The organism is Streptomyces sp. S6, assembly GCF_054880855.1.
Genome location: NZ_JBTYMC010000039.1, coordinates 1 through 18553, shown reverse-complemented (window position 1 = coordinate 18553; position 18553 = coordinate 1). Strand labels below are relative to the sequence as shown.

General features: G+C 70.7%; 15 protein-coding genes. 7 read left to right on the top strand and 8 right to left on the bottom strand.

Features of this window, described 5'->3' with window-relative positions; genetic code table 11:
- Positions 1-416: 416 nt before the first annotated feature.
- Together ACVNF4_RS08350 and ACVNF4_RS08345 are read left to right on the top strand one after the other, a co-directional pair.
- Complete coding sequence (locus ACVNF4_RS08350; protein ID WP_461802052.1) at positions 417-5111, top strand: RHS repeat-associated core domain-containing protein; 4695 nt, start codon at positions 417-419, stop codon at positions 5109-5111.
- A gap of 77 nt (positions 5112-5188) precedes the next feature.
- A complete protein-coding gene (locus tag ACVNF4_RS08345; RefSeq protein ID WP_461802051.1) occupies positions 5189-6187 on the top strand; it encodes a hypothetical protein in 999 nt (332 codons plus the stop codon).
- 75 nt (positions 6188-6262) lie between these two features.
- Here ACVNF4_RS08345 and ACVNF4_RS08340 read toward each other — a convergent pair whose 3' ends face one another.
- From ACVNF4_RS08340 to ACVNF4_RS08325, 4 genes are all read right to left on the bottom strand, one after another.
- On the bottom strand, positions 6263-6889 hold the full coding sequence (locus ACVNF4_RS08340; RefSeq protein WP_461802050.1) for a TetR/AcrR family transcriptional regulator: 627 nt from the start codon (positions 6887-6889) through the stop codon (positions 6263-6265).
- A gap of 26 nt (positions 6890-6915) precedes the next feature.
- The gene (locus ACVNF4_RS08335) at positions 6916-7977 is read right to left on the bottom strand and encodes a saccharopine dehydrogenase family protein (RefSeq protein WP_461802049.1); all 1062 of its coding nucleotides are present in this window, start codon (positions 7975-7977) and stop codon (positions 6916-6918) included.
- A gap of 99 nt (positions 7978-8076) precedes the next feature.
- On the bottom strand, positions 8077-9714 hold the full coding sequence (locus ACVNF4_RS08330; RefSeq protein WP_461802048.1) for a hypothetical protein: 1638 nt from the start codon (positions 9712-9714) through the stop codon (positions 8077-8079).
- A 131-nt stretch (positions 9715-9845) separates the two neighbouring features.
- Positions 9846-11924: an NB-ARC domain-containing protein gene (locus ACVNF4_RS08325; RefSeq protein ID WP_461802047.1), complete on the bottom strand. Its 2079-nt coding sequence runs from the start codon at positions 11922-11924 to the stop codon at positions 9846-9848.
- A gap of 82 nt (positions 11925-12006) precedes the next feature.
- Here ACVNF4_RS08325 and ACVNF4_RS08320 point away from each other — a divergent pair, with 82 nt between their 5' ends.
- Positions 12007-12393 (top strand): hypothetical protein, encoded by a 387-nt coding sequence (locus ACVNF4_RS08320; protein WP_461802046.1) that lies wholly within the window; start codon positions 12007-12009, stop codon positions 12391-12393.
- A gap of 22 nt (positions 12394-12415) precedes the next feature.
- Here the strand turns inward: ACVNF4_RS08320 and speD are convergent, their stop codons facing one another.
- Positions 12416-12796 (bottom strand): S-adenosylmethionine decarboxylase, encoded by a 381-nt coding sequence (gene speD, locus ACVNF4_RS08315; RefSeq protein WP_461802045.1) that lies wholly within the window; start codon positions 12794-12796, stop codon positions 12416-12418.
- 366 nt (positions 12797-13162) lie between these two features.
- Here speD and ACVNF4_RS08310 point away from each other — a divergent pair, with 366 nt between their 5' ends.
- From ACVNF4_RS08310 to ACVNF4_RS08295, 4 genes are all read left to right on the top strand, one after another.
- Complete coding sequence (locus ACVNF4_RS08310) at positions 13163-14929, top strand: GNAT family N-acetyltransferase (RefSeq protein WP_461802044.1); 1767 nt, start codon at positions 13163-13165, stop codon at positions 14927-14929.
- Positions 14926-15966, top strand: coding sequence for an HAD-IIIC family phosphatase (locus ACVNF4_RS08305; RefSeq protein WP_461802043.1), 1041 nt, complete (start codon positions 14926-14928; stop codon positions 15964-15966). Before ACVNF4_RS08310 ends, ACVNF4_RS08305 begins: the two co-directional genes overlap by 4 nt.
- Positions 15963-16235, top strand: coding sequence for an acyl carrier protein (locus tag ACVNF4_RS08300; RefSeq protein ID WP_461802042.1), 273 nt, complete (start codon positions 15963-15965; stop codon positions 16233-16235). The genes ACVNF4_RS08305 and ACVNF4_RS08300 overlap by 4 nt, the downstream gene beginning before the upstream one ends.
- Positions 16236-16317: 82 nt before the next feature.
- Positions 16318-16611: a chaplin gene (locus ACVNF4_RS08295; protein WP_461802041.1), complete on the top strand. Its 294-nt coding sequence runs from the start codon at positions 16318-16320 to the stop codon at positions 16609-16611.
- Positions 16612-16689: 78 nt separating this feature from the next.
- Here ACVNF4_RS08295 and ACVNF4_RS08290 read toward each other — a convergent pair whose 3' ends face one another.
- The 3 genes from ACVNF4_RS08290 to ACVNF4_RS08280 form a co-directional block, all read right to left on the bottom strand.
- A complete protein-coding gene (locus tag ACVNF4_RS08290) occupies positions 16690-17556 on the bottom strand; it encodes a tyrosinase family protein (RefSeq protein ID WP_461802040.1) in 867 nt (288 codons plus the stop codon).
- Complete coding sequence (locus tag ACVNF4_RS08285) at positions 17540-17965, bottom strand: tyrosinase cofactor (RefSeq protein WP_461802039.1); 426 nt, start codon at positions 17963-17965, stop codon at positions 17540-17542. Before ACVNF4_RS08285 ends, ACVNF4_RS08290 begins: the two co-directional genes overlap by 17 nt.
- Positions 17966-18107: 142 nt before the next feature.
- Positions 18108-18553: hypothetical protein (locus tag ACVNF4_RS08280; RefSeq protein WP_461802038.1), on the bottom strand; the 446-nt coding region annotated here is incomplete at its 5' end.

The window sequence follows — 18553 nt, the reverse complement described above, 5'->3', positions numbered from 1 at the left end:
CCGACGGGGCACTCACATGGAACTGGCCCCTTCCCGCCTGGGCGGCCCGCTTCCCCGACAGAACCACCTACAACACCTGCCCCTCCGCCGGAATCTGCCGGCACGTCTGCCGCACCCACCACGGCACCTACACCTGGGGCCCGGTCCACGCCGACACTCGACGACCTCCCCGGCGGGGAACAAGCCAGGACCGCCGGCAGGGCCGTCTGACCAGAACAGCGAACAACTCCACCGCGTGGGTCAGTGACCTGCGTCGCTCCGACCTCGGCCCGCGCCGGTGGCCGGTGACCGGACAGAGAGGGCATGGCGCCTGGTCACACTTGCCCTTGCGTCACACCCCTCACCTATGGTTGCTCACGCAACGCGTGAACATGACAGCTGCACGCGCGTGCGGATCAACGGGGAGAGGAACGGGAATGGGCTACACGATCCCGGGCTGGCTGGACGAGGTTCTCGACTTCATCGGGATACGTTTCCCGAACGTCGATGAGGATGAATACCGCGAAATGGCGGATGCCATGCGGGAGTTCGCGGACAAGTTCGAGGGCCATGGTGGCGACGCGCACCTGGCGGTCTCCCGGATCCTGTCCTCCTCGGAAGGCTGGGCGGTCGACGCGTTCGAGAAGCATTGGAACCAGGTCAAGGCCAGCCATCTGGAGAAACTCCCCGAGCTGTCCCGGCTGTTCGCGGACGCGTGCGATGCGCTCGCCGAGATCATCTTCTGGATGAAGACGAAGGCCGAGGCCGAACTGGCGGTCATGGCCGGAGCGGTGGGCCTGTCCATCGGCCTGGCGTGGGTGACGGGCGGTCTGTCCGCCGTGCTCGGCGCGGCCGAGATCCAGGCGATGCGGCAGGTGGTGAAGCGGGTCGTCGATGAGGCCGTGGACCGGATCGTCGACGAGGTGATCGCCAAGCTGACCGAGCCGGTCAACGCCAAACTGGAGGCGATGGTCGAGGACATGGTGCTCGACCTAGCCGACGGCGCCTTCCGCATGCCGTCCGGCGACGGCAGCGGCGGCGGCAAACACGGTGGGGGCGGGATGCACCTCGCCTCGGCAGGAGACTCCGCGGGCAGCGGCGAGGGCAAGGTCACGCGTATCGACCACACCGAGTTCGAGGCCGGCGCGGGCAAGGTCTCCCGGCGCGGCACGGAGTTGCACACCGCCGCGTCCGATCCGCTGGGTCGGGTCAAGGGCGCGTTCGGCCGCAGCAAGGGCCGCGACCCGTTCACCCAGGCATTCGACAGCGTGCTGCACGGCGCGATCAAGGGCTCCGAAAAAGCCCTGAAGAAGATCGCCCACCACATCACGGAAACCGTCCCTGATCGGGCCCGGGCCACCTCTCGTATCCACAAGGGCACGGACCACGACGTCGGCAGCAGGATCGGCGCGATCACCGGGGGCAGGAAGGACGGCGACGGCTCACACGGAGGAGGCCGCCCACAGGTGGATGGCCGTAGGTCCGACGGGCTGAAGGCCGACTCGGCGGACTTGTCCCGGCAGGGACGAGAACTGCAGGCCAAGTCATGGTGCAACGATCCGATCGACATGGCCACCGGCCAGATGGGACTCACTCAGGTAGATGTCGATCTGCCTGGCGTCCTGCCACTGACGCTCCGCCGTACCTACTTGTCCGGCTACGATGCCGGGCATTCCTTCGGGCCCTCGTGGGCGGCCACGCTCGATGAGCGTCTGGAGAAGGATGCCGCGCTCGGCGGGTACTGGTGGTATCGCGAGGACGGTTCCGCCCTGGCCTATCCGCGGCTTCCTGACATACCCGGCGACCGAGTCGGTCCCGCTGAGGGCGTGCGTGTTCCCCTCACCTATGTCACACGGGGCACGAGCTACGTCCTGACCTCACAGGATCCGCGCACCGGCCTGATACGACACTTCGAACCCGCGCTGGCGCAGGACGGCGTGTGGTGGCTGGTCGGTATCGAGGACCGGAACGGCAATATCGTCGCCATCGAGCGGGATGAGCGCGATGTGCCCATCGCTGTCACACACAGCGGGGGCTATCGGGTTCAGGTCGAAACAGATCCTGAGCAGCAGGGCGCGGTCACCGCTCTGGCAGCGGTCGTTGACGGCGTCCCGGTGCGGCTGCGCGGCTTCGCCTACGACGACACTGGGAATCTGGCCGAGATTCGCAGCGCGGTCGACGCTCCCACACGCTTCTCCTACGACGAGGCTCGCCGTATCACCGGGTGGCAGGACTCCAATGGCACCGAGTTCGCCTACACCTATGACGCCGTCAGCCGGGTAGTCAAAACACGCGGCACCGACGGGATCCTCAACTCCACCGTCGGATACGGAGAACCGCGGAGTGACGGCACCAGCACCGTCACCTACACGGACTCGCTCGGCAACGTCACGGTCTATACAGCCAATCGCCATGGCCAGATCATCGTCATCTCGGACCCACTCGGCCACACCACGGTCCAGCAGTGGGACCGCTACGACCGGTTGCTGTCCCAGACCGACCCGTTGGGCCGCACGACTCGCTGGGAATGGGGCGACGACAACGACCTGATGTCCGTGACCGCTCCCGACGGTTCCGTGACCCGCATCGTCCACAACGCCCAGCACCTGCCGGTCTCCCTGCTCGGTCCGGACGGCGCCGAGAGCACGCAGGAGTTCGATGCGCGGGGCAATCGCACCGCGGTGACCGGTCCGGACGGCGCCACCGTCCGCTTCACCTACCACTCCACCGGTGCGCTGGAGACGCAGACCGACCCGCTCGGCGCGGTCCTGCGGCTGGAGAACAATACGGCCGGCCTGCCAGTGGCGGTGGGAGACGCTCGCGGGGCGCGCACGGTGTACCGCCGGGATCCGCTCGGGCAGCCCGTCGAACTGACCGACGCGCTCGGTGAGACGACGCGGTTCGTCTGGGACGCCGAAGGCAGGCTCGTCACGCGCACCGCCGCCGACGGCACCAGCGAGAGGTGGGAGTGGGACGGTGAGGGCAACTGCGTGCGGCACACCGATCCGCTGGGCGGCATCACGAGATGCACGTACGGCCCCTTCGATCTGCTGTCCTCGCGCACGACACCGGACGGGCAGACGTACGCCTTTGTGCACGACACGGAGCAGCGGCTCGTCCAGGTCATCAACCCCGCAGGTCTCACGTGGGACTACCGGTTCGACGCGGTCGGACGCGTGACGTCCGAGACCGACTTCGACGATCGCACCACCACCCACACCTACGACGCGGCGGGACAACTCGCCACCCGCACCAACCCGGCCGGGCAGAGCGTCTCCTACACCTTCGACGAATCGGGCCGTCTGACAGCCAAGACGGCGGACGGCGGACGAACGACGTTCTCCTACGACGCCGCGTCACGCCTGGTGAGCGCGGCAAGCCCGCAGTGCAGCCTGGAGTTCGCCTACGACGTGGCGGGGCGTCTGCTCACCCAGACCGTGGACGGCGCCACACTGGGTCTGGGGTACGACGCCGCGGGCCGACGCACCACTCGCACCACCCCGACCGGTGCACGAACCTCCACCGCCTGGAACGAGATCGGCAACCGCAGCAGTCTGGTCCTCGACGAACGGCACACGCTGTCCTTCGGCTACGACCTCCTCGGACGCGAGACCCACCGCGGCATCGGCGACCTGCGACTGGCTTCGGCCTGGGACCCCGTCGGCCGCCTCACCCACCAACAACTCACCACCGGCCCGGGCCAGTACGTGCGGGCGCGCAGTTACACCTACCGGGCCGACGATCACCTCACCTCAGTGCGGGAGGAGACCACCGGGCGCACCGTCTCCTACCGCCTGGACCCCGTCGGCCGACCCCTTGAGGTCGTGAGGCCCTCCGGGACGGAAACCTATGCGTACGACGCTTCGGGCAACGAGGTCAGCGCCCAGTGGCCGGAACGGGCCGCCGACCCGGCAGCCCGCGGCGAGCGGGACTACGCCGGCACGCGCGTCATACGGGCCGGACGAACCCATTACCGTTACGACCAGGCCGGGCGCTTGGTCGAACGGGTCAAGAAACGCCTGTCGCGCAAGCCCGACGTCTGGACGTACGCCTGGGACGCCGAGAACCGGCTCACCTCGTGCACGACTCCCGACGGGTCCCTCTGGCACTACGTCTACGACCCACTGGGGCGACGAACCGCCAAGTATCGACTCGACGAGGCGGGACAGATCACCGACGAGACCCGGTTCACCTGGGACGGCACACGTCTCACCGAGCAGACGACACCCGCGACCGGCACCACGCTCACCTGGGACTACGACGGATACCGGCCGCTGGTCCAGTACGAGCGCAAACATTTGTCCGACGACGAGGTCGACTCCCGCTTCTTCGCCATCGTCTCGGACCTCGTCGGCACCCCGACCGAACTCGTCGACGAGAACGGCACGATCGCATGGCAATCCCGTGCCACAGTCTGGGGCACCACCGCGGTCAGTCCCCACGCCATCGCGCACACGCCACTGCGCCACCCGGGCCAGTACGCCGACCCCGAGACCGGACTGCACTACAACTACTTCCGGCACTACGACCCGGAAACCGCCCGCTACATCAGCCCCGACCCACTGGGACTGATGCCGGCTCCCAACCCGGTCGCCTACGTCGACAACCCGCTGGATCTGTACGATCCGCTGGGCCTCGGCCCCTGCCTCAAGGACCACTACGCCTGGGGCGGCAGCGTCAGGTACAAGCCGCTCGACCACCTGGGCCGCCCCACCGGCGTGTCCGCGTCCGTCCGTCCCGAGATGCTGAACAAGGGAACCGAGGCGGGAAAGACCACCCCGCCCGGCTGGCGAGGCCACGGCACCGCGTTCAACGAGGCACGAGGACACCTCCTCGCAGACCGTCTCGGCGGCGCGGGCAAGGGCCATGCCGCCAAGCACAACCTTGTCACCCAGACCCAGAACCCCACCAACTCTCCCTACCAGCGAGACCTCATCGAAGGGGAGATCTACAAGGCCGTGCAGCGCGGCGAAGTCGTCCAGTACGACGTCACCCCGATCTACGAGGGAACCAATCCCGTTCCGATCCGTTTCGAGTACTCCGCACACGGCCACAAGGGATTCCAGCTCACCGGCTGGCTCGACAACCCGGCCGCGGGAGTCCGAACCGCCGTCCCCGGGTGGAAACCTTGAGATGAGCAGAGTCCGCCCTGGCCGACGACGCCGTCCCTGTGCCCCCACCCACCCACGAAGCCCAGGAGTCCTGGCCCATGCCACGCACCACCCCACCGCGCCCCGTCGACGTGGAAGCCGCCTTCCCCGAACTGGCCGCCGGACGCCGAGCGGCGACCCGGCTGCATCCCCGGCGCGGTGCGCCCACGGCGCAGGAGAGCTCGGTGGGCGGCCCCATGCTGTGGCCCGCAGGCGAGCCATGGCCCGTCTGCACCATCGCGCACAAGCGCGGCAGCGGATACCGGCTCGCGGACGTGCTACGGGCACGGACCATCCTCGAACAGGCCTGGCAACGCGACCCACGGTCAGGACCGACCGCCGAGGAGTCCGACGTCCTCGCCGGATTCAAACGCGGTCGCCATGCCCCGCACCTGGCCGACACCGACCCCGTCCCGATGCTTGCGGTGGCCCAGCTGTATCGCCGTGACGTCCCGGGCCTGCCGGACACCGGGCAAGGGGATCTGCTCCAGGTGTTCTGGTGCCCCTTCGAAAAGCACGGAGAGAGCCGGCACGACCTGCACGTGCACCTGCGCTGGCGGCATTCACAAGAAGTCGGCCCGCTGATCGACGAGCAGCCCGCCCCCGAGGTCGTCGGCAGGGAAGAACTCGTGCCGTCCCCCTGTGTCCTGCATCCCGAGGAAGTCGTCGAACACCCCTACATCACCGTCCTTCCGCCCGACTTGCAGGCGCGCATCGACGCCTGGGAAGGCCCGGAGGACGACGATGCGCCGCAGTACATCTACGACCTGTCCACCGCTCCCGGCTGGAAGACAGGCGGCTGCATCGCGTGGCGGCTCACGGATCCACAGCCGCTGCGCTGCACCGAGTGCGACGCGGAACTCAACCCCCTCCTCACCATCGACGAGCGCGAGTGGGATCCGGGCACCGCGAGCTGGATTCCGCTCGAAGACCGGCCGTGCGCAGACGTCATGGACGCCAACACCCCCACCGGCGTGTCACCGGGCCGTGGCCGCCTCGTCATCGCCGCCTGCCCCCGCAGCACCGCCGACCACCCGCTCGCTCTCATCACTCAGTGAGGTCGGACCCATCTCGGCTGACACCCCGGGCCGTACGGATTCCGCCAGGCGCCGAACGCCACGGCCCCCGCATCGTCACCCCCGAAGCACCCGCACCCCCAGCTCCGCCACCTGAGCCCGCATTCCCTCACCGGCCACCCCCACACCCCCCGACCGCATCACAGCGGCCCCCTCCACCAACGCCACGAACGTCTCGGCGCGCGCCCGGCAGAATTCCTCCGGCCAATCCGGTCGGCACTGCCGCACAAATGCCTGCACACAGCTGACGTACTTCAGATAGAACGCACGGACGACGTCGGCGACACCGTCGTCCCGCGCGGCCAGTGCCCAGACCTCGATGTAGAGCCGGACCAGTCGGGGATCCTCCTGCTCGGCCAGGACGACGGCCACGACGTCGGCGGGATCGGCACGGCCGGCCGGCGGCTCGGCGGCGGACGGGTCGTCCGGTGTCACCCGCACCCCGGTCACCTCGGCCAGCCGCTCCAGCGAACGGTCCAAAGACCGCTCCAGCACAGCCTTGATCAGATCGGCGCGGGCCGGAAAGTAGTGCTGGAGATGCCCGATCCGCACCCCCGCCTCGACAGCGATGGCACGCAGCGAGGCGTGCGCGTTGCCCTCGGCGACCAGCACGGCCTCGGCGGCGTCCAGCAGACTCTCCCGCCGGACGGCCCCCGACCGGGTCAGCTGCGGCTTGCCGTCCACGCCACGCTCCTTCTCACCCGGCGGCCTCATGACACCGTGACCTCGACGCCGAACGCGCCGAGAGCGGCGAGGACGTCCTGCGGCGCCGGCGTCATCTCGGGGAAGACGACCCCGTCGGGCGCCGGCGAGCCGTCCTCGCCGAGGACCCGCCGCAGCCCGAACAGCCCGCCGAGCGCGGTGAGATGGGCCTGTCCGGCGGGGTCGTCGACCGTCGCGGTACGGTGCTCCCCGCCGCGGCCGAGCACGTCGATCCGGACGAGCGCGCCGCCGCCCGCACCCGGCGAGTACAGCATCGACCGGCGCAGCGGCTCGAACCGCTCCCCGCGCCCCCACCGGAAGAACCCGGTCTTCTTCAGCGCCAGCAGTGTGGACGTCGACGAGTTCGCGCTGAACCCGATACGGGTGATCGCCGTGTCCACGCCGAGCGACAGCGGCAGCGTGAACTGCTCCGGCGTGTCGATGCGGGCGACCTTCGTCCGGTGCCCCCCGATGGTGACGTGACCGGCCCCGCTCAACGGGACGGTCATCCGCCGCCGCCCGCCCTCGGTCACCTCGTAGTCCAGCCCCAGCCGGTCCATGAACTCCACCGAGTCGGCGCCCGCCCGGTCCTTGAGGTCGTACCGGACGGCGACCTCCACCGCCGCCGCCCCGCCGAGCCCGGCGGCCAGCGCGGCGGCGACCAGCGCGCTCACGCCGCCCATCCAGCTCGACGACAGCAGCACGGGAGCCGTCGGTGGCATGACGGCCGCGATCGCGGTCGCCCGCTGCAATCGCGCCGTCCACCGCGTGATGTCCACATAGGGCACCCCGCCGCGGATCGCGGCGCGCAGGACACGGTCGTCGGGGTCGTTCACCGCGCTGATCACGGCCCGTGCCGACGCCGCGAACGGCCGAGGATCGCTCAGGTCCCAGGCCCGCACCGACGCGCCGACCTCGTCCGCCAGCTTCCGGCCACGCGAGGGGGTACGCCCGGTGAGCAGCAACGGCCAGGCGGGGGAGGCGAGTCGGGCCAGTTCCCCGCCGACGGTTCCGTATCCGCCGACCACGACCACCGGGCCGGCCACATCGTGCTGAAGGTCATCGTCCACAGCACCGAAGCTAGGTCAAGTGACCTAGAAACTCAACGTTTCCAGGTCAACCGACCTGGAACTCCCCATCGGCAACGGCACAGTTCAGCCCAAATCCTGTCAACAACCGCTGGACACAACGGCTCCCGCCCGCCCCGAGAACACCACCCGCACACACCCACCCCCCGTCCGGATCACCATCCCCCGCCCCAACTCCACCCCACTGCGCCCCTCTTGAAGCCACACGTTGACCGCCGCCCCCAGCAGCAACGGATCCAGCGCCGGCCGAACCCCGCCCCAGTCCCGTTCCGTACGCGCCTCGAACACCTTGTCGCGCAGCCGGACGACGGCGGAGAACGCGTCGATCCGGGCGGCGAGCACGGCGGCACCGAGCCGGCGCGGCCCCTCCCGCAGGCACCACTCCACAGGAGACGGCCTCGAGACCGCGACCGTGCGGGCGACGACGTCGGCGCTCTGGGACCACGTCGGATGCGGCGACTCCGCCGCCACCGCGTAGAACCCGAGCCCCTCCGCCACCCGCCCCGGCACCATCGGCAGCCGCCGGATGCCGACGGAGCCGTCGGGCAGGACGGACCCGGTCACGAGGTAGGCGGTGGGCGGGCCATGGCGCTGCGGCGCAGGCTCGGGCACCGGCGACGGCGCGAGCGGCTGCCGGGGCAGCGAGACCCCCCGGTGCTCCAGGAACCGGTAGAGACACCGCCGCGTCAGCTCCCCGGACTTGTCGACGTCCGCCAACTGGCTGTCGACGACGGGCCGTAGCAACCCGGGGTCGAACTCCCTTTCCGCACGCACCAGTTGACCGTGCAGATCACCCTCGGGATCGAGCCGGGGCGCGGTGCGGCCGAAGACGGCGGCGGGCGAGGCGGGGTCGAGTTCGTCGAGGCCGGTCGCGGCGAGGAGGGTGAGCCGGTCCTGGGCGGCGGAGTAGAACGTCGTACTGCCGTGGTCGCCGATCACGGCGTCGCAGGCCACGATCGCCGCCCGCCACCCCTCCTGCGGCGGGATCACCATCAGGCCCGCGTCCATGGCCTCACGCAACCGCTCCAGCAGCGCCGAACGGGTGTGCCTGGCCCACACGTTGGGGTGGAAGAGCGCGGCGACGGCGAACTCGTCGGCGGGCAGCGCTGCGACGAGGTCGAGGGGCAGCCGGGGGTGCCGGCCGAGCAGCGAGTGCTCGCTCCACGTGGAGTGGACGACGACGAGCCGCCGCCCGTCGGTGACACCGAACCGCGCCCGGTAGTGATCGCGCCGCGCCGCGCTGTCCCGGATGCGCTGCGCACACCAGTCCCCGATCAGCTCCGCGCGCGGCGCCGCCTCGGGGCACAGTTCGTGCAGCCGGACGAGCTGGTCGGGATGCGACAGCCCGATCGCCGCGGGCACCACCTTCCCCCGGTGCGTCAACTCCCGCCGCGACAGCCCCGCCGGCGATGTGCCGTCCCCCGTCGACTCGCTGACCAGCCGGTTGTACCCGGCGCCGTGCGGCATCACCATCAGCGGTGCGTCGAGCCGCCGCATCGAGGGGTGGACGGCGCAGGCGACGGCCAGTTGGAAGGAGCGCCGGGTCGCCTCCTGCCACGTCAGCACGCGCGGCCCCGCCACGGAGACCAGATACTCGTGCAGCCCGTCCGCGAACGCCGAACCCGGGTTGACGGTGTAGTACTTGTCGATGCCGTCCTCGACCCGCAGCAGCTCCATCACGTCGAGCACCCGTGTCGCCGAGGTCAACGTGCGTGCCACACCCAGGACTTCGGCCCTGCCCGGCGGCAGGGTGTCCCAACGGGACCGGGCGCGCGGCGGACGCGGGCGGCGGAACAGGGACAACGGACCTCTCCAGAACGGAAGTTGCGGAACGGCAGACGCGCGAACTCCTACGGCCTCACACCCACGTTCCTGCGCAGCTCCCCCAACTTCGCCTCACAGGCGGCCCGCAGAGTGGTGTCACTGGTGTCGGCGGCCAACTCCGAGAGCACGACGAGCGCTTGGTCGAACTTGGCGTGCTGCCCGCCCTCGGACGCCTGTTCCGCGGCACGGACCGCCGCCTCGATCCCGGGCCCGAACCGGCCCAGAGCGTGCAGCGCACGCGCCCGGACGATGTCGACGCGCAGCAGCATTCCCGCGTTGCCGTCGGTGACGGCCCGGGCCCGCGCCTCGTCCAGAACGTCGAGCGCCTCCCGCGCGCGCCCGCCGGCGAGCAGCGCCTGTCCGACGTTGTACGACTGCACGATGACGCCGTGCCGGTCCTCGCGGCTCGCGTTGGCCTCAAGTGCCCTGAGGAACAAGGCGTGTGCGTCGTCGTGGGCCCCTTCCGCGAGGAGGACGAGCCCCCGGGTCTCCCACAGCACGCCGCTCAGCCGCGCGTCGGTGACCTGGTCGAGCAACTGCCCGGCGGAGTCGAGGACTTGGTGGGCCTCGGGGTAGGCGTCCAGTCCGTAGTGCGCCCGCGCCAGTTGGTTGCACATCCGGATCTCCGCGTCCGGGCGTCCACAGCGCCGGGCCGCCTCGATGCCGAGGGTGTGGGCCTCGATGGAGTCCAGGTGGTGTTTGCGGCTGTGGTAGAGCGCCCACAGGGATTCGCAGAGCCGCCAGACGGTGTCGTCCCAGCGCCGCTCGGCGGCGACCCTCAACAGGGCGAGCAGGTTGCCGCGTTCGGCGTCGAGCCATTCGGTGGCCTCGGCGCGGTCGGTGAACAGCGGTTTCCTGCCGCTGAGTTCGGCCAGGGAGCGGGCCGGCGGGGGCTGGAGCCGGAAGCGGTCGGCGCCGAGCACGTGGGACGCGGCGTGCATACACACGTCGACGTAGAAGTCGGCGACGGCACGCAGGAGGGCGGTGCGGTCCGCGTCCGGCAGCTCCTGTGCGACCTTGGACGCGTGCGGCCTGGCGACATCGTGCAGCTTGAAGTGCGGTGGCCGGTCGGGGAGTTCGGCCACTTCCGCCACGTGCGCGGAGAGCAGCCTGCCCACCGCCTCGTCCACCGCGGGGACTCCCGCCGCCGCGGCGAGGGCGGTGGTGGCCGTCGTCCCGGGCAGCAGGCCGAGCAGTTGGTACAGCCGCCGGGCGGGTTCCGGGAGAGCCCTGTACGCCATGTCGAGCACCATGGTCAACGCTTCGATCCCGTCCTCGTCGGCGGCGAGCTCGGCCACGGCGTCGCTCATGTCCAGGTGGGAATGCGCGCTCAGCCAGTCCCCGACGCTCCCCAGCGCCAGCGGCAGTCCGCCGCAGAGCCGGACGAGTTCGGCGGCTGCGTCGTCCGAGTCCAGGTCGGACTCACGCCACTGGTGGACGAGTTCGACGCCGGCGGCCACTTCGAGCGGGGGGATGTCGATGTGGACCGCGCCGTCCCTGGCCAGGCCGGACAGGCGGGTCCGGCTGGTGGCCACGAGGAGGCCCGAGGCCGGGACGAGCGCCCTGATCTCGGGCGCCTGCCAGACGTTGTCCACCACCACGAGCGTGTCCCGCCGGGCGGTGAGGCTGCGGAAGAGCGCGGCGCGCTCGTCCGGCTGGTCCGGGATGTAGTCCGGGTGCATGCCCAGTGCGCGCAGGAACCCGGCGAGCACGTCGCTCAGGTCGACCGCCCCGTCCCGCCGTCTGACCGCGAGGTTCACGTAGAGGTGACCGCCGGGGTAGCGGTCCAGCGCTCTCGCGGCCCATCTCGCCACCAGGGCGGTCTTCCCCACGCCCCCGAGCCCGCTCAGCGCGACGACACCGGGAACCCCTGCCGCGCGCAGCGCCTCCGCGATCGTGTCCAGGCGGGCGAGTTCATCCGAACGGTTGACGAAGTACGGTGTGCCGACCGGCACTTGACGTGGTGTCAGCTGGGGTAACGCGGGAGGCACCGCCATGTTCACGACCTGCCCCATGACCGCCGGTCCGAAGAACGTCGCGTTCCCGGATATCGAGTTGTGCGTCGACCCGCTCTCGTCCACCCGGCCACCCTCCCGTTCAGCCACGAATGCCTCAACCTACTACCCCGCTGGCAGAGTCGGCGGCTTTCCCTCTACGGTGAACGACCAAGAGCTCACAGGGGGTGCGATGGAAGCGGAACTGGTGGCACTCGCCGGAACGGGTGCGACGACGATCGTCGGCCTGATGGCGACGGAGGCGTGGGACCAGGTGCGGCAGCGGGTGGTGCGGCTCTTCACGCGCGGCGGCGACCCGAGCGCCCTGGACGGTGAACTCACCGCCTCACGCGCGGCGTTGATCGCCGCTCCCGACGAGGAGACCGCCGACGTCACCGCCTCGGTCCGGCTGCGGCTGCGCCGCCTGCTGGCGGAGAACCCGGAGGCGGCGGCGGAACTCCGCCTGCTCGTCGAGGAGTTCGCCCCCAAGCAGGACGGCTCGACGCACAACACCATCAGCGGCGGGAACTTCAACGGGCCGGTGATCATGGGGAGGGACGTCAACACCTACCACCGGTGACCCCGGCCCGCTCGGAAAACCTCTAGTTTACCGCGCGCAGCATCCGCGTCACGTTGATCCGCGTGGGCGCGAGGCCCAGCTCGACGCTCTCCATCATCCGCTCGCCGTTCAGCCGCCCGTACGCCAGCAGGTCGACGTTGGCGAGGTTGAACTCCGGCCAGGTGTGGATGGAGAGGTGGGAGGCCGAAAGGAGCAGAATGGCCGTGACCGCACCGTTCGGGAATACGTGGGACGCCTCGCCGAGCACCTTGGCGTTTCCCTTTTCGGCGGCGGCGCGGAGGACCTGGAGAAGGCGCTCCTCGTCCGTCAGAATGCTGTTGTCGCTCACCCATACGTCGACCGCGTACGAGCACAGATCGTCGACGTTTATACCCTCGGTGGCAAGGTTGGCGGCGTTCGTCATGGGGAATCGGAGAGCGTGACCGAAGTCACTTCCCCGTCTCCTTTCGCTTGGTATCTGCGCTGGTCCGCGCGGCCGAACAGGAAGGTCGCGAGGCCAGTCACTGGCGCTCGTCGACGTCAGCGTAGCATCAGCCGCCCTCTACTGCGCGGCCACCCAGTTCGTCAAGAAACCGATCGGCCTTGATCATCTCCACTTTATGGAATTCCACCCGGATAAAAGATCAAGGGAATACCGGCCGTCCCACGATGAACTCCCCATGAATTCACGGCGGAAATACCCCGGCTAATACCTCGCACACCTCGAACCCCCGTCCCTTACACTGGATGCCGCACTGTCCGAAACCCTCCCCCGCTCTGGAGACCCCTGGTGAGTACGGCCGCCGATCGAGTGCTCAGCGAAGTCGCCGCCGCGGTCCGGCTCCAGGAAGGCCCTCCCGGGGTGCGCGCGGTGCTGCGGGCCCTGCGCCGTCTCGAACCCGCGTCGACGAAGGAACTGAGCCGGGCCACCAGCCTGCCGGTCCCGATCGTCGCGGCCGTCGGCAACGAACTGCGCCGCCGCGGCCTGGTCACCGAGTCCCGCCCCTCCCGCCTCACCCCGGCCGGCCGCGACCTCCTCGCCGAACTCGGCATGGACCTCGCGCTGAACGCCACCTGCACCACGTGCGACGGCCGCGAACTGGTCATCCCCGACGTCCTCGACGAGGCGGTACGCCGCCTGCGCGCCCTGATGGCCGACGGCCCCGCCGCCGACCTCGCGATCGACCAGTCCCACTGCACGCCCGAGACGAAGGTCCGCCGCGTCCTCGCCCTGCTCACCGTGGGGGTCCTGCCGGGCGGCTCGCTGCTGCTGATCGGCGACGACGACCTGATCTCCCTGGCGATCGCGGTCGTCGGGGACGTCCTGGGCGGACCGATCGTCGAGCGGGTGACCGTCGTCGACATCTCCCCCGAGATCCTCGGGTACGTCCAGCAGGTCGCGGCGACCCTCGGCACCCGCGTCGACACCGTCGAGCACGACCTGCGCGAGCCGCTGCCGGCCGAGCTGCACGGCCGTTTCGACGCGGCCATGACCGACCCGCCGTACACCCCCGAGGGCGCCCGCCTCTTCCTCTCCCGCGCGGTCGAGGGGCTGCGGCCCGGCGCCGCGCACAGCGTCTTCTTCTCCTTCGGCGGCAAGAGCCCGGACGACATGCTGGCGGTCCAGCGCGAGATCCTCGACCTCGGCCTCGTCACCCACGGCTACATCCGCAACTTCAACGAGTACGAGGGCAGCGGCATCCTCGGCGGCGTCGGCTTCTTCCAGCACCTCCTGACGACGAGCGCGACGGCCCCCTCCCACCCCGGCGGCTTCACGGGCCCCCTCTACACCGGCGACAAACGCACCCGCGCCCGCCGCTACACCTGCATGTCCTGCGCCGCCGAGACCGAGGTCGGCCCCGGCGCCAAGTGGTCCTCGGTAGGCGCCCTGCGAGCAGCAGGCTGCCCCCACTGCGGCAAGGGCCCTTTCCGGCCGGGGCAGTTGGTGCCCGAGGAGACTCCGCCGACGACGCCGGCCCCGAAGCCCTCCACCGAGACTCCCCCACCCACCCCCGTCAACTCCCCCACGAACACCCCCGGTTGGCACCCCCCCACCCCCGAGGCCCGCACCGCCCTCACCCACCGCGCCGCCCCCTACCTCACCCGCCAGGCGACCGAACCCGACCTCCCGGCGATCGGTGAGTTCGAGGCGGAGATCGCCCGGGTCTCCTTCGGCGAGGACGCCATCGATGACCCGGCGGTCTGGTCGGCCCGTCTCGGCAGGGCGATGGAGAAGAACCGGGAGGGCATGATCGTCGCGTCGGCCCCGGACGGCGCCCCCGTCGGCTGGTGCTGGATCAGCATCAACACCAACGCGATGACCGGCGACCGCTACGCCAACTTCCGCTCCCTGGCGGTCTCCCCGCTCGACAACCGGGCGGACGTCGCCGAACTCCTGCTCACCGCGGGCCTGGAGTTCTGCGCGGCGAACGGCATCAAGGAGGTCACCGGCCGGGTCCACGTCGGCAACGTCCCGATGCGCACGGTCTACCGCCGGTTCGGCTTCGACCCGACGAGCCTGACGATGAAGCTGAAGCTCGACGGCGGCCCCCGATGACCGGCTACGGCCACGTCAAGTGCGTCGTCTGGGACCTCGACGGCACCCTGTGGGACGACGTCGCCGTGGAGACCGCGACCGACGAACTCCCCACCCCCCGACCGGAGATGCTCGCCGCGATCGACACCCTCGCGGCACACGGCGTCCTCAGCAGCGTCGCGAGCCGCAGCGCGCCCACGGTCCTGGACCGCATGGCGAACACCCTCCCGGCGCTGCACAACCGCTTCCTGTCCCCCCAGGTCTCCTGGCAGGACAAGAGCGAGTCCCTGCGCCGCATCTCCGAGGAACTCGGCATCGCGACGGGTGCCCTCCTCCTGGTCGACGACTCCCCCTACGAACGCGCCGAGGCCGAGGCCCTGTTGCCCGGCGTCACCACCCTCGCCCCCGAGGAAGTCCCGCTGCTGCTCGCGGAGTTCGAGGGCCGCGAGGCCACCCCGGAGTCCCGTGCCCGCGTCGACCGCTACCGCACGGAAGCGGTCCGCCGCGCGGAGGGCGAACGTTTCGAGGGGACCCGCGAGGAATTCCTCGCCTGGTGCGGCATGCACCTCACGATCGGCCCCGCAGCGCCGGACGACATCCCCCGCGCCCTCGAACTCGCCGCCCGCACCCACCGGTTGAACTCCTCGGGCCTGACCCCGGACGCCCTGCGCGAGCTGCTCGCCGGCCAAGAGAACACCCTCCACACCGCCCGCATGTCCGACCGCTTCGGCGACTACGGCGTCATCGGCGCCGCCCTCGTCGACCACGCGACGCCGGGCACCTGGTCGGTCCCCCTCCTCGCCCTCTCCTGCCGGGTCGCCGGACGCGGCGCGGCGGCGGCGTTCCTGCTGCGGCTGATGGAGCAGGCGCGGGGAAACGGCGTCCACGACTTCTCCGTCACCCTGCGCCCGACGGACGCCAACCTGGAGATGCGCATCCTGCTGCGGCAGGCGGGAATGCGCCGCGCGGACGACACCGAGCCACCCGTCCTCACCCGCACCCTCACCGGGGAGCTCCCCCAGCCCCCCGCCTACCTCCACATCAGAGAGACGGCATGACCGCCCCCGACATCGAACAAGAGATCCGCGCCATGGTCGCCGAGGCCACCCACCTCGACCCGGCCCACCTCGCCGCTCTCCCCGCCGACACCGAACTCTTCGGCCCCCGGATCGCGTTGACCTCCCTCGCCGGCGTCGCCCTCCTCGCCTCGGTCAAGAAGCGCTACGGCGTGGACGTCGCCGATCTCGATCTCAGCCTGGACAGCCTGGAGTCGATCGCGACCCTGGCGGAGTTCGTCACACGGGTGATCCGCCCCGACGCGCCGTGACCCGTACGCGCCGCTGACGTTAACGGGGAGTGCGGTCGGCGAAACCTGCCGCCGTACGTACCCAGTCAGTGAGGAGAACGTGATGTCTCGCATCGCGAAGACCGCGGCCGTCGTACTCAGCACGTCCGCCGTCGTCATCGGCGGCGCCGGTCTGGCCATGGCGGACGCGGGCGCGCAGGGCGCGGCTGTCGGCTCGCCCGGTGTGGCGTCCGGCAACACCGTCCAGATCCCGGTCAACGTGCCGGTGAACCTGTGCGGCAACACCGTGAACGTGATCGGTCTGCTGAACCCGGCCTTCGGCAACACCTGCATCAACAAGGGCGGCGACCACGGCCCGAAGCACGGTGGTGGCTACGGCGGCGGCTACGGCGGCTGACGTTCCGTCACCTCCCGTTCCGCGCGGGAAAGCCCCGGCTCCTCCGAGCGCCGGGGCTTTCCCGTGTTCCCAAGTCTCTTACGCGTACCGGTAGATACGGCTGACGTCCTCCAACTGGTCCGGCGTCATGTCCCACGGCGGCAGCTTCTCCCCGCGCGCGACGACCCGTCCGTGCTGCCGGTTGCCCAACTCGGGCGGTTTCGCCGGGAGATAGCGGTGCTCCGCATGCCGTTTCTGCCACCGGTACCAGAGCAGGTCGATGAACGCGTGGTGCAGCCAGAACACCGGGTCGTTGACGGACGCCCCGCCCAGCATCACCCCGCCGACCCACCGGTGCACGCGGTTGTGGTTGCGCCAGGAGACGCTGCCCCGCCCGGTCCCCCATCCCTCCAGCTTGTTGCGGAACCCCTTCGTGACCGTCGAGTCCCAGGGCGCCGAGTCGTAGAGGGAGTCCGACATCGCCCACTCCAGCTCGTCCTTGGTGGGCAGCTCGATGGGGTCGCGGGCGCGTCCGAGGTCGCGGGTGAGGAAGTCCTCGTCGGTGACGTTCTCGTGGAGCGTCCAGTTGCCCGAGGCGTACGCGAACGGCCCTGTCGTCACCTGCCGGTCGCCGGGGCGGCCGTTGCCGCCGAGCAGATCCGCGCTCCAGGGCGCCGACTTGGGGGTGCGGTCGCGCGTCCAGTCCCAGTACGGCACCGTCACCGAGTCGTCGACCTTGCGCAGCGCCCGCTCCAGCTCCAGCAGGAAGCGCCGGTGCCAGGGCAGGAAGGACGGTGCCATGTGGGCCGTCCGCAGGCCGTCCTCGCCGTCGGAGACGTAGAAATCGATGTGCATGCGCACGAATTCGTCGTACTCGCCCCGGCGTTTGACTTCGAGCAGCGCCTTCACGAACCGCCCCCGTTCGGCAGCCGTGAGCGTGCTGACGTCCTTACGCGTGTAGGCCATGGTGTCCCCCCGTGCGTTCCTTGAGCTGTTCCCCCGGGCCGAGTTCGTCGACGGCGGCGCGGGCGGCGGCGAGCGGGGTGTCGTACGAGCGGTAGTGGTCGACCATGCTCAGCCAGGTGCCGTCGGCGCGTCGCATGAGGTGCAACGGGCGTCCGTCGACGGTGACTTCCCAGGTCGCCTCGCCCGAGCGGCTGCTGCTCACAGGCGCACCCTGGAGCCGGCGGCCCCGGTACATCTCGTCGAACCCCGGCCCGGGGTCGACGCCCCGGAACCCCCGGGAGGCGACGATCAGCGGGGTGACGGCGGCGATCGCCCCCACCCCGAGCAGCCCCCGCAGCAGCGCCCGCCGCCCGGGTCTCGCCGCCGAGCCCACCGTCACCGAACCCGTGCCCACACCGACGACCGTCATCCTCGACTCCTCCTCCGGTTGCGCTGTCACCCCGGTAACCGCGAAGGGGGCCGAGGGGTCACCGCCGGAGCCGGAAATAGGTACGGACGACGGCCCGGGGCACCCACTGCCCCGGGCCGTCGTCGGACGTCGCAAACGGTTGCTACAGGCCTTCGCCCAGCCCCAGGTCCGCGGCGGGGACGGCCTGGAGGACGGGGGTGACGACACCGGCCGCAGGGAGCTTCGGGTCGGGGAGGCCGAAGTTGTCGGGGTTCGGCGGGGTGAGGGGGAGGTCGAGGGTGGCGCCGGGGCCGAGCGCACGGACGTCGTTCGCGGGGGCGTCGACGCCGACGTGGTCGAAGTCGTCGCCGAGGACACGCGGGAGCGGCGTGCGCAGGCCGAGGCCCGGGAGGGCGGCGCCGACGGGGAGTTGCGGGAGCGCGCGGTCGGGGACGAGGTGGCCCTCGACGTACCGCGGGCCGTCGGGCGCACCCGGCGTCGGGAGCGGGAGCTCGCCGCCGACCTTGGGCAGTTCCATGCCCAGCGCGGTCTCGGCGCCGCCGACGCGGTCGCGATCGACCCGGTCACCTCCGTCGTCCTGCTGGTCTC

What these genes read in the sequence shown, in the direction of transcription:
- ACVNF4_RS08305 (WP_461802043.1), top strand. Translation starts at nt 14,926, where the DNA reads ATGACCGGCTACGGCCACGTCAAGTGCGTCGTCTGGGACCTCGACGGC.
- ACVNF4_RS08320 (WP_461802046.1), top strand. Translation starts at nt 12,007, where the DNA reads ATGGAAGCGGAACTGGTGGCACTCGCCGGAACGGGTGCGACGACGATC.
- ACVNF4_RS08290 (WP_461802040.1), bottom strand. Translation starts at nt 17,556, where the DNA reads ATGGCCTACACGCGTAAGGACGTCAGCACGCTCACGGCTGCCGAACGG.
- ACVNF4_RS08350 (WP_461802052.1), top strand. Translation starts at nt 417, where the DNA reads ATGGGCTACACGATCCCGGGCTGGCTGGACGAGGTTCTCGACTTCATC.
- ACVNF4_RS08285 (WP_461802039.1), bottom strand. Translation starts at nt 17,965, where the DNA reads ATGACGGTCGTCGGTGTGGGCACGGGTTCGGTGACGGTGGGCTCGGCG.
- speD (WP_461802045.1), bottom strand. Translation starts at nt 12,796, where the DNA reads ATGACGAACGCCGCCAACCTTGCCACCGAGGGTATAAACGTCGACGAT.
- ACVNF4_RS08300 (WP_461802042.1), top strand. Translation starts at nt 15,963, where the DNA reads ATGACCGCCCCCGACATCGAACAAGAGATCCGCGCCATGGTCGCCGAG.
- ACVNF4_RS08345 (WP_461802051.1), top strand. Translation starts at nt 5,189, where the DNA reads ATGCCACGCACCACCCCACCGCGCCCCGTCGACGTGGAAGCCGCCTTC.
- ACVNF4_RS08295 (WP_461802041.1), top strand. Translation starts at nt 16,318, where the DNA reads ATGTCTCGCATCGCGAAGACCGCGGCCGTCGTACTCAGCACGTCCGCC.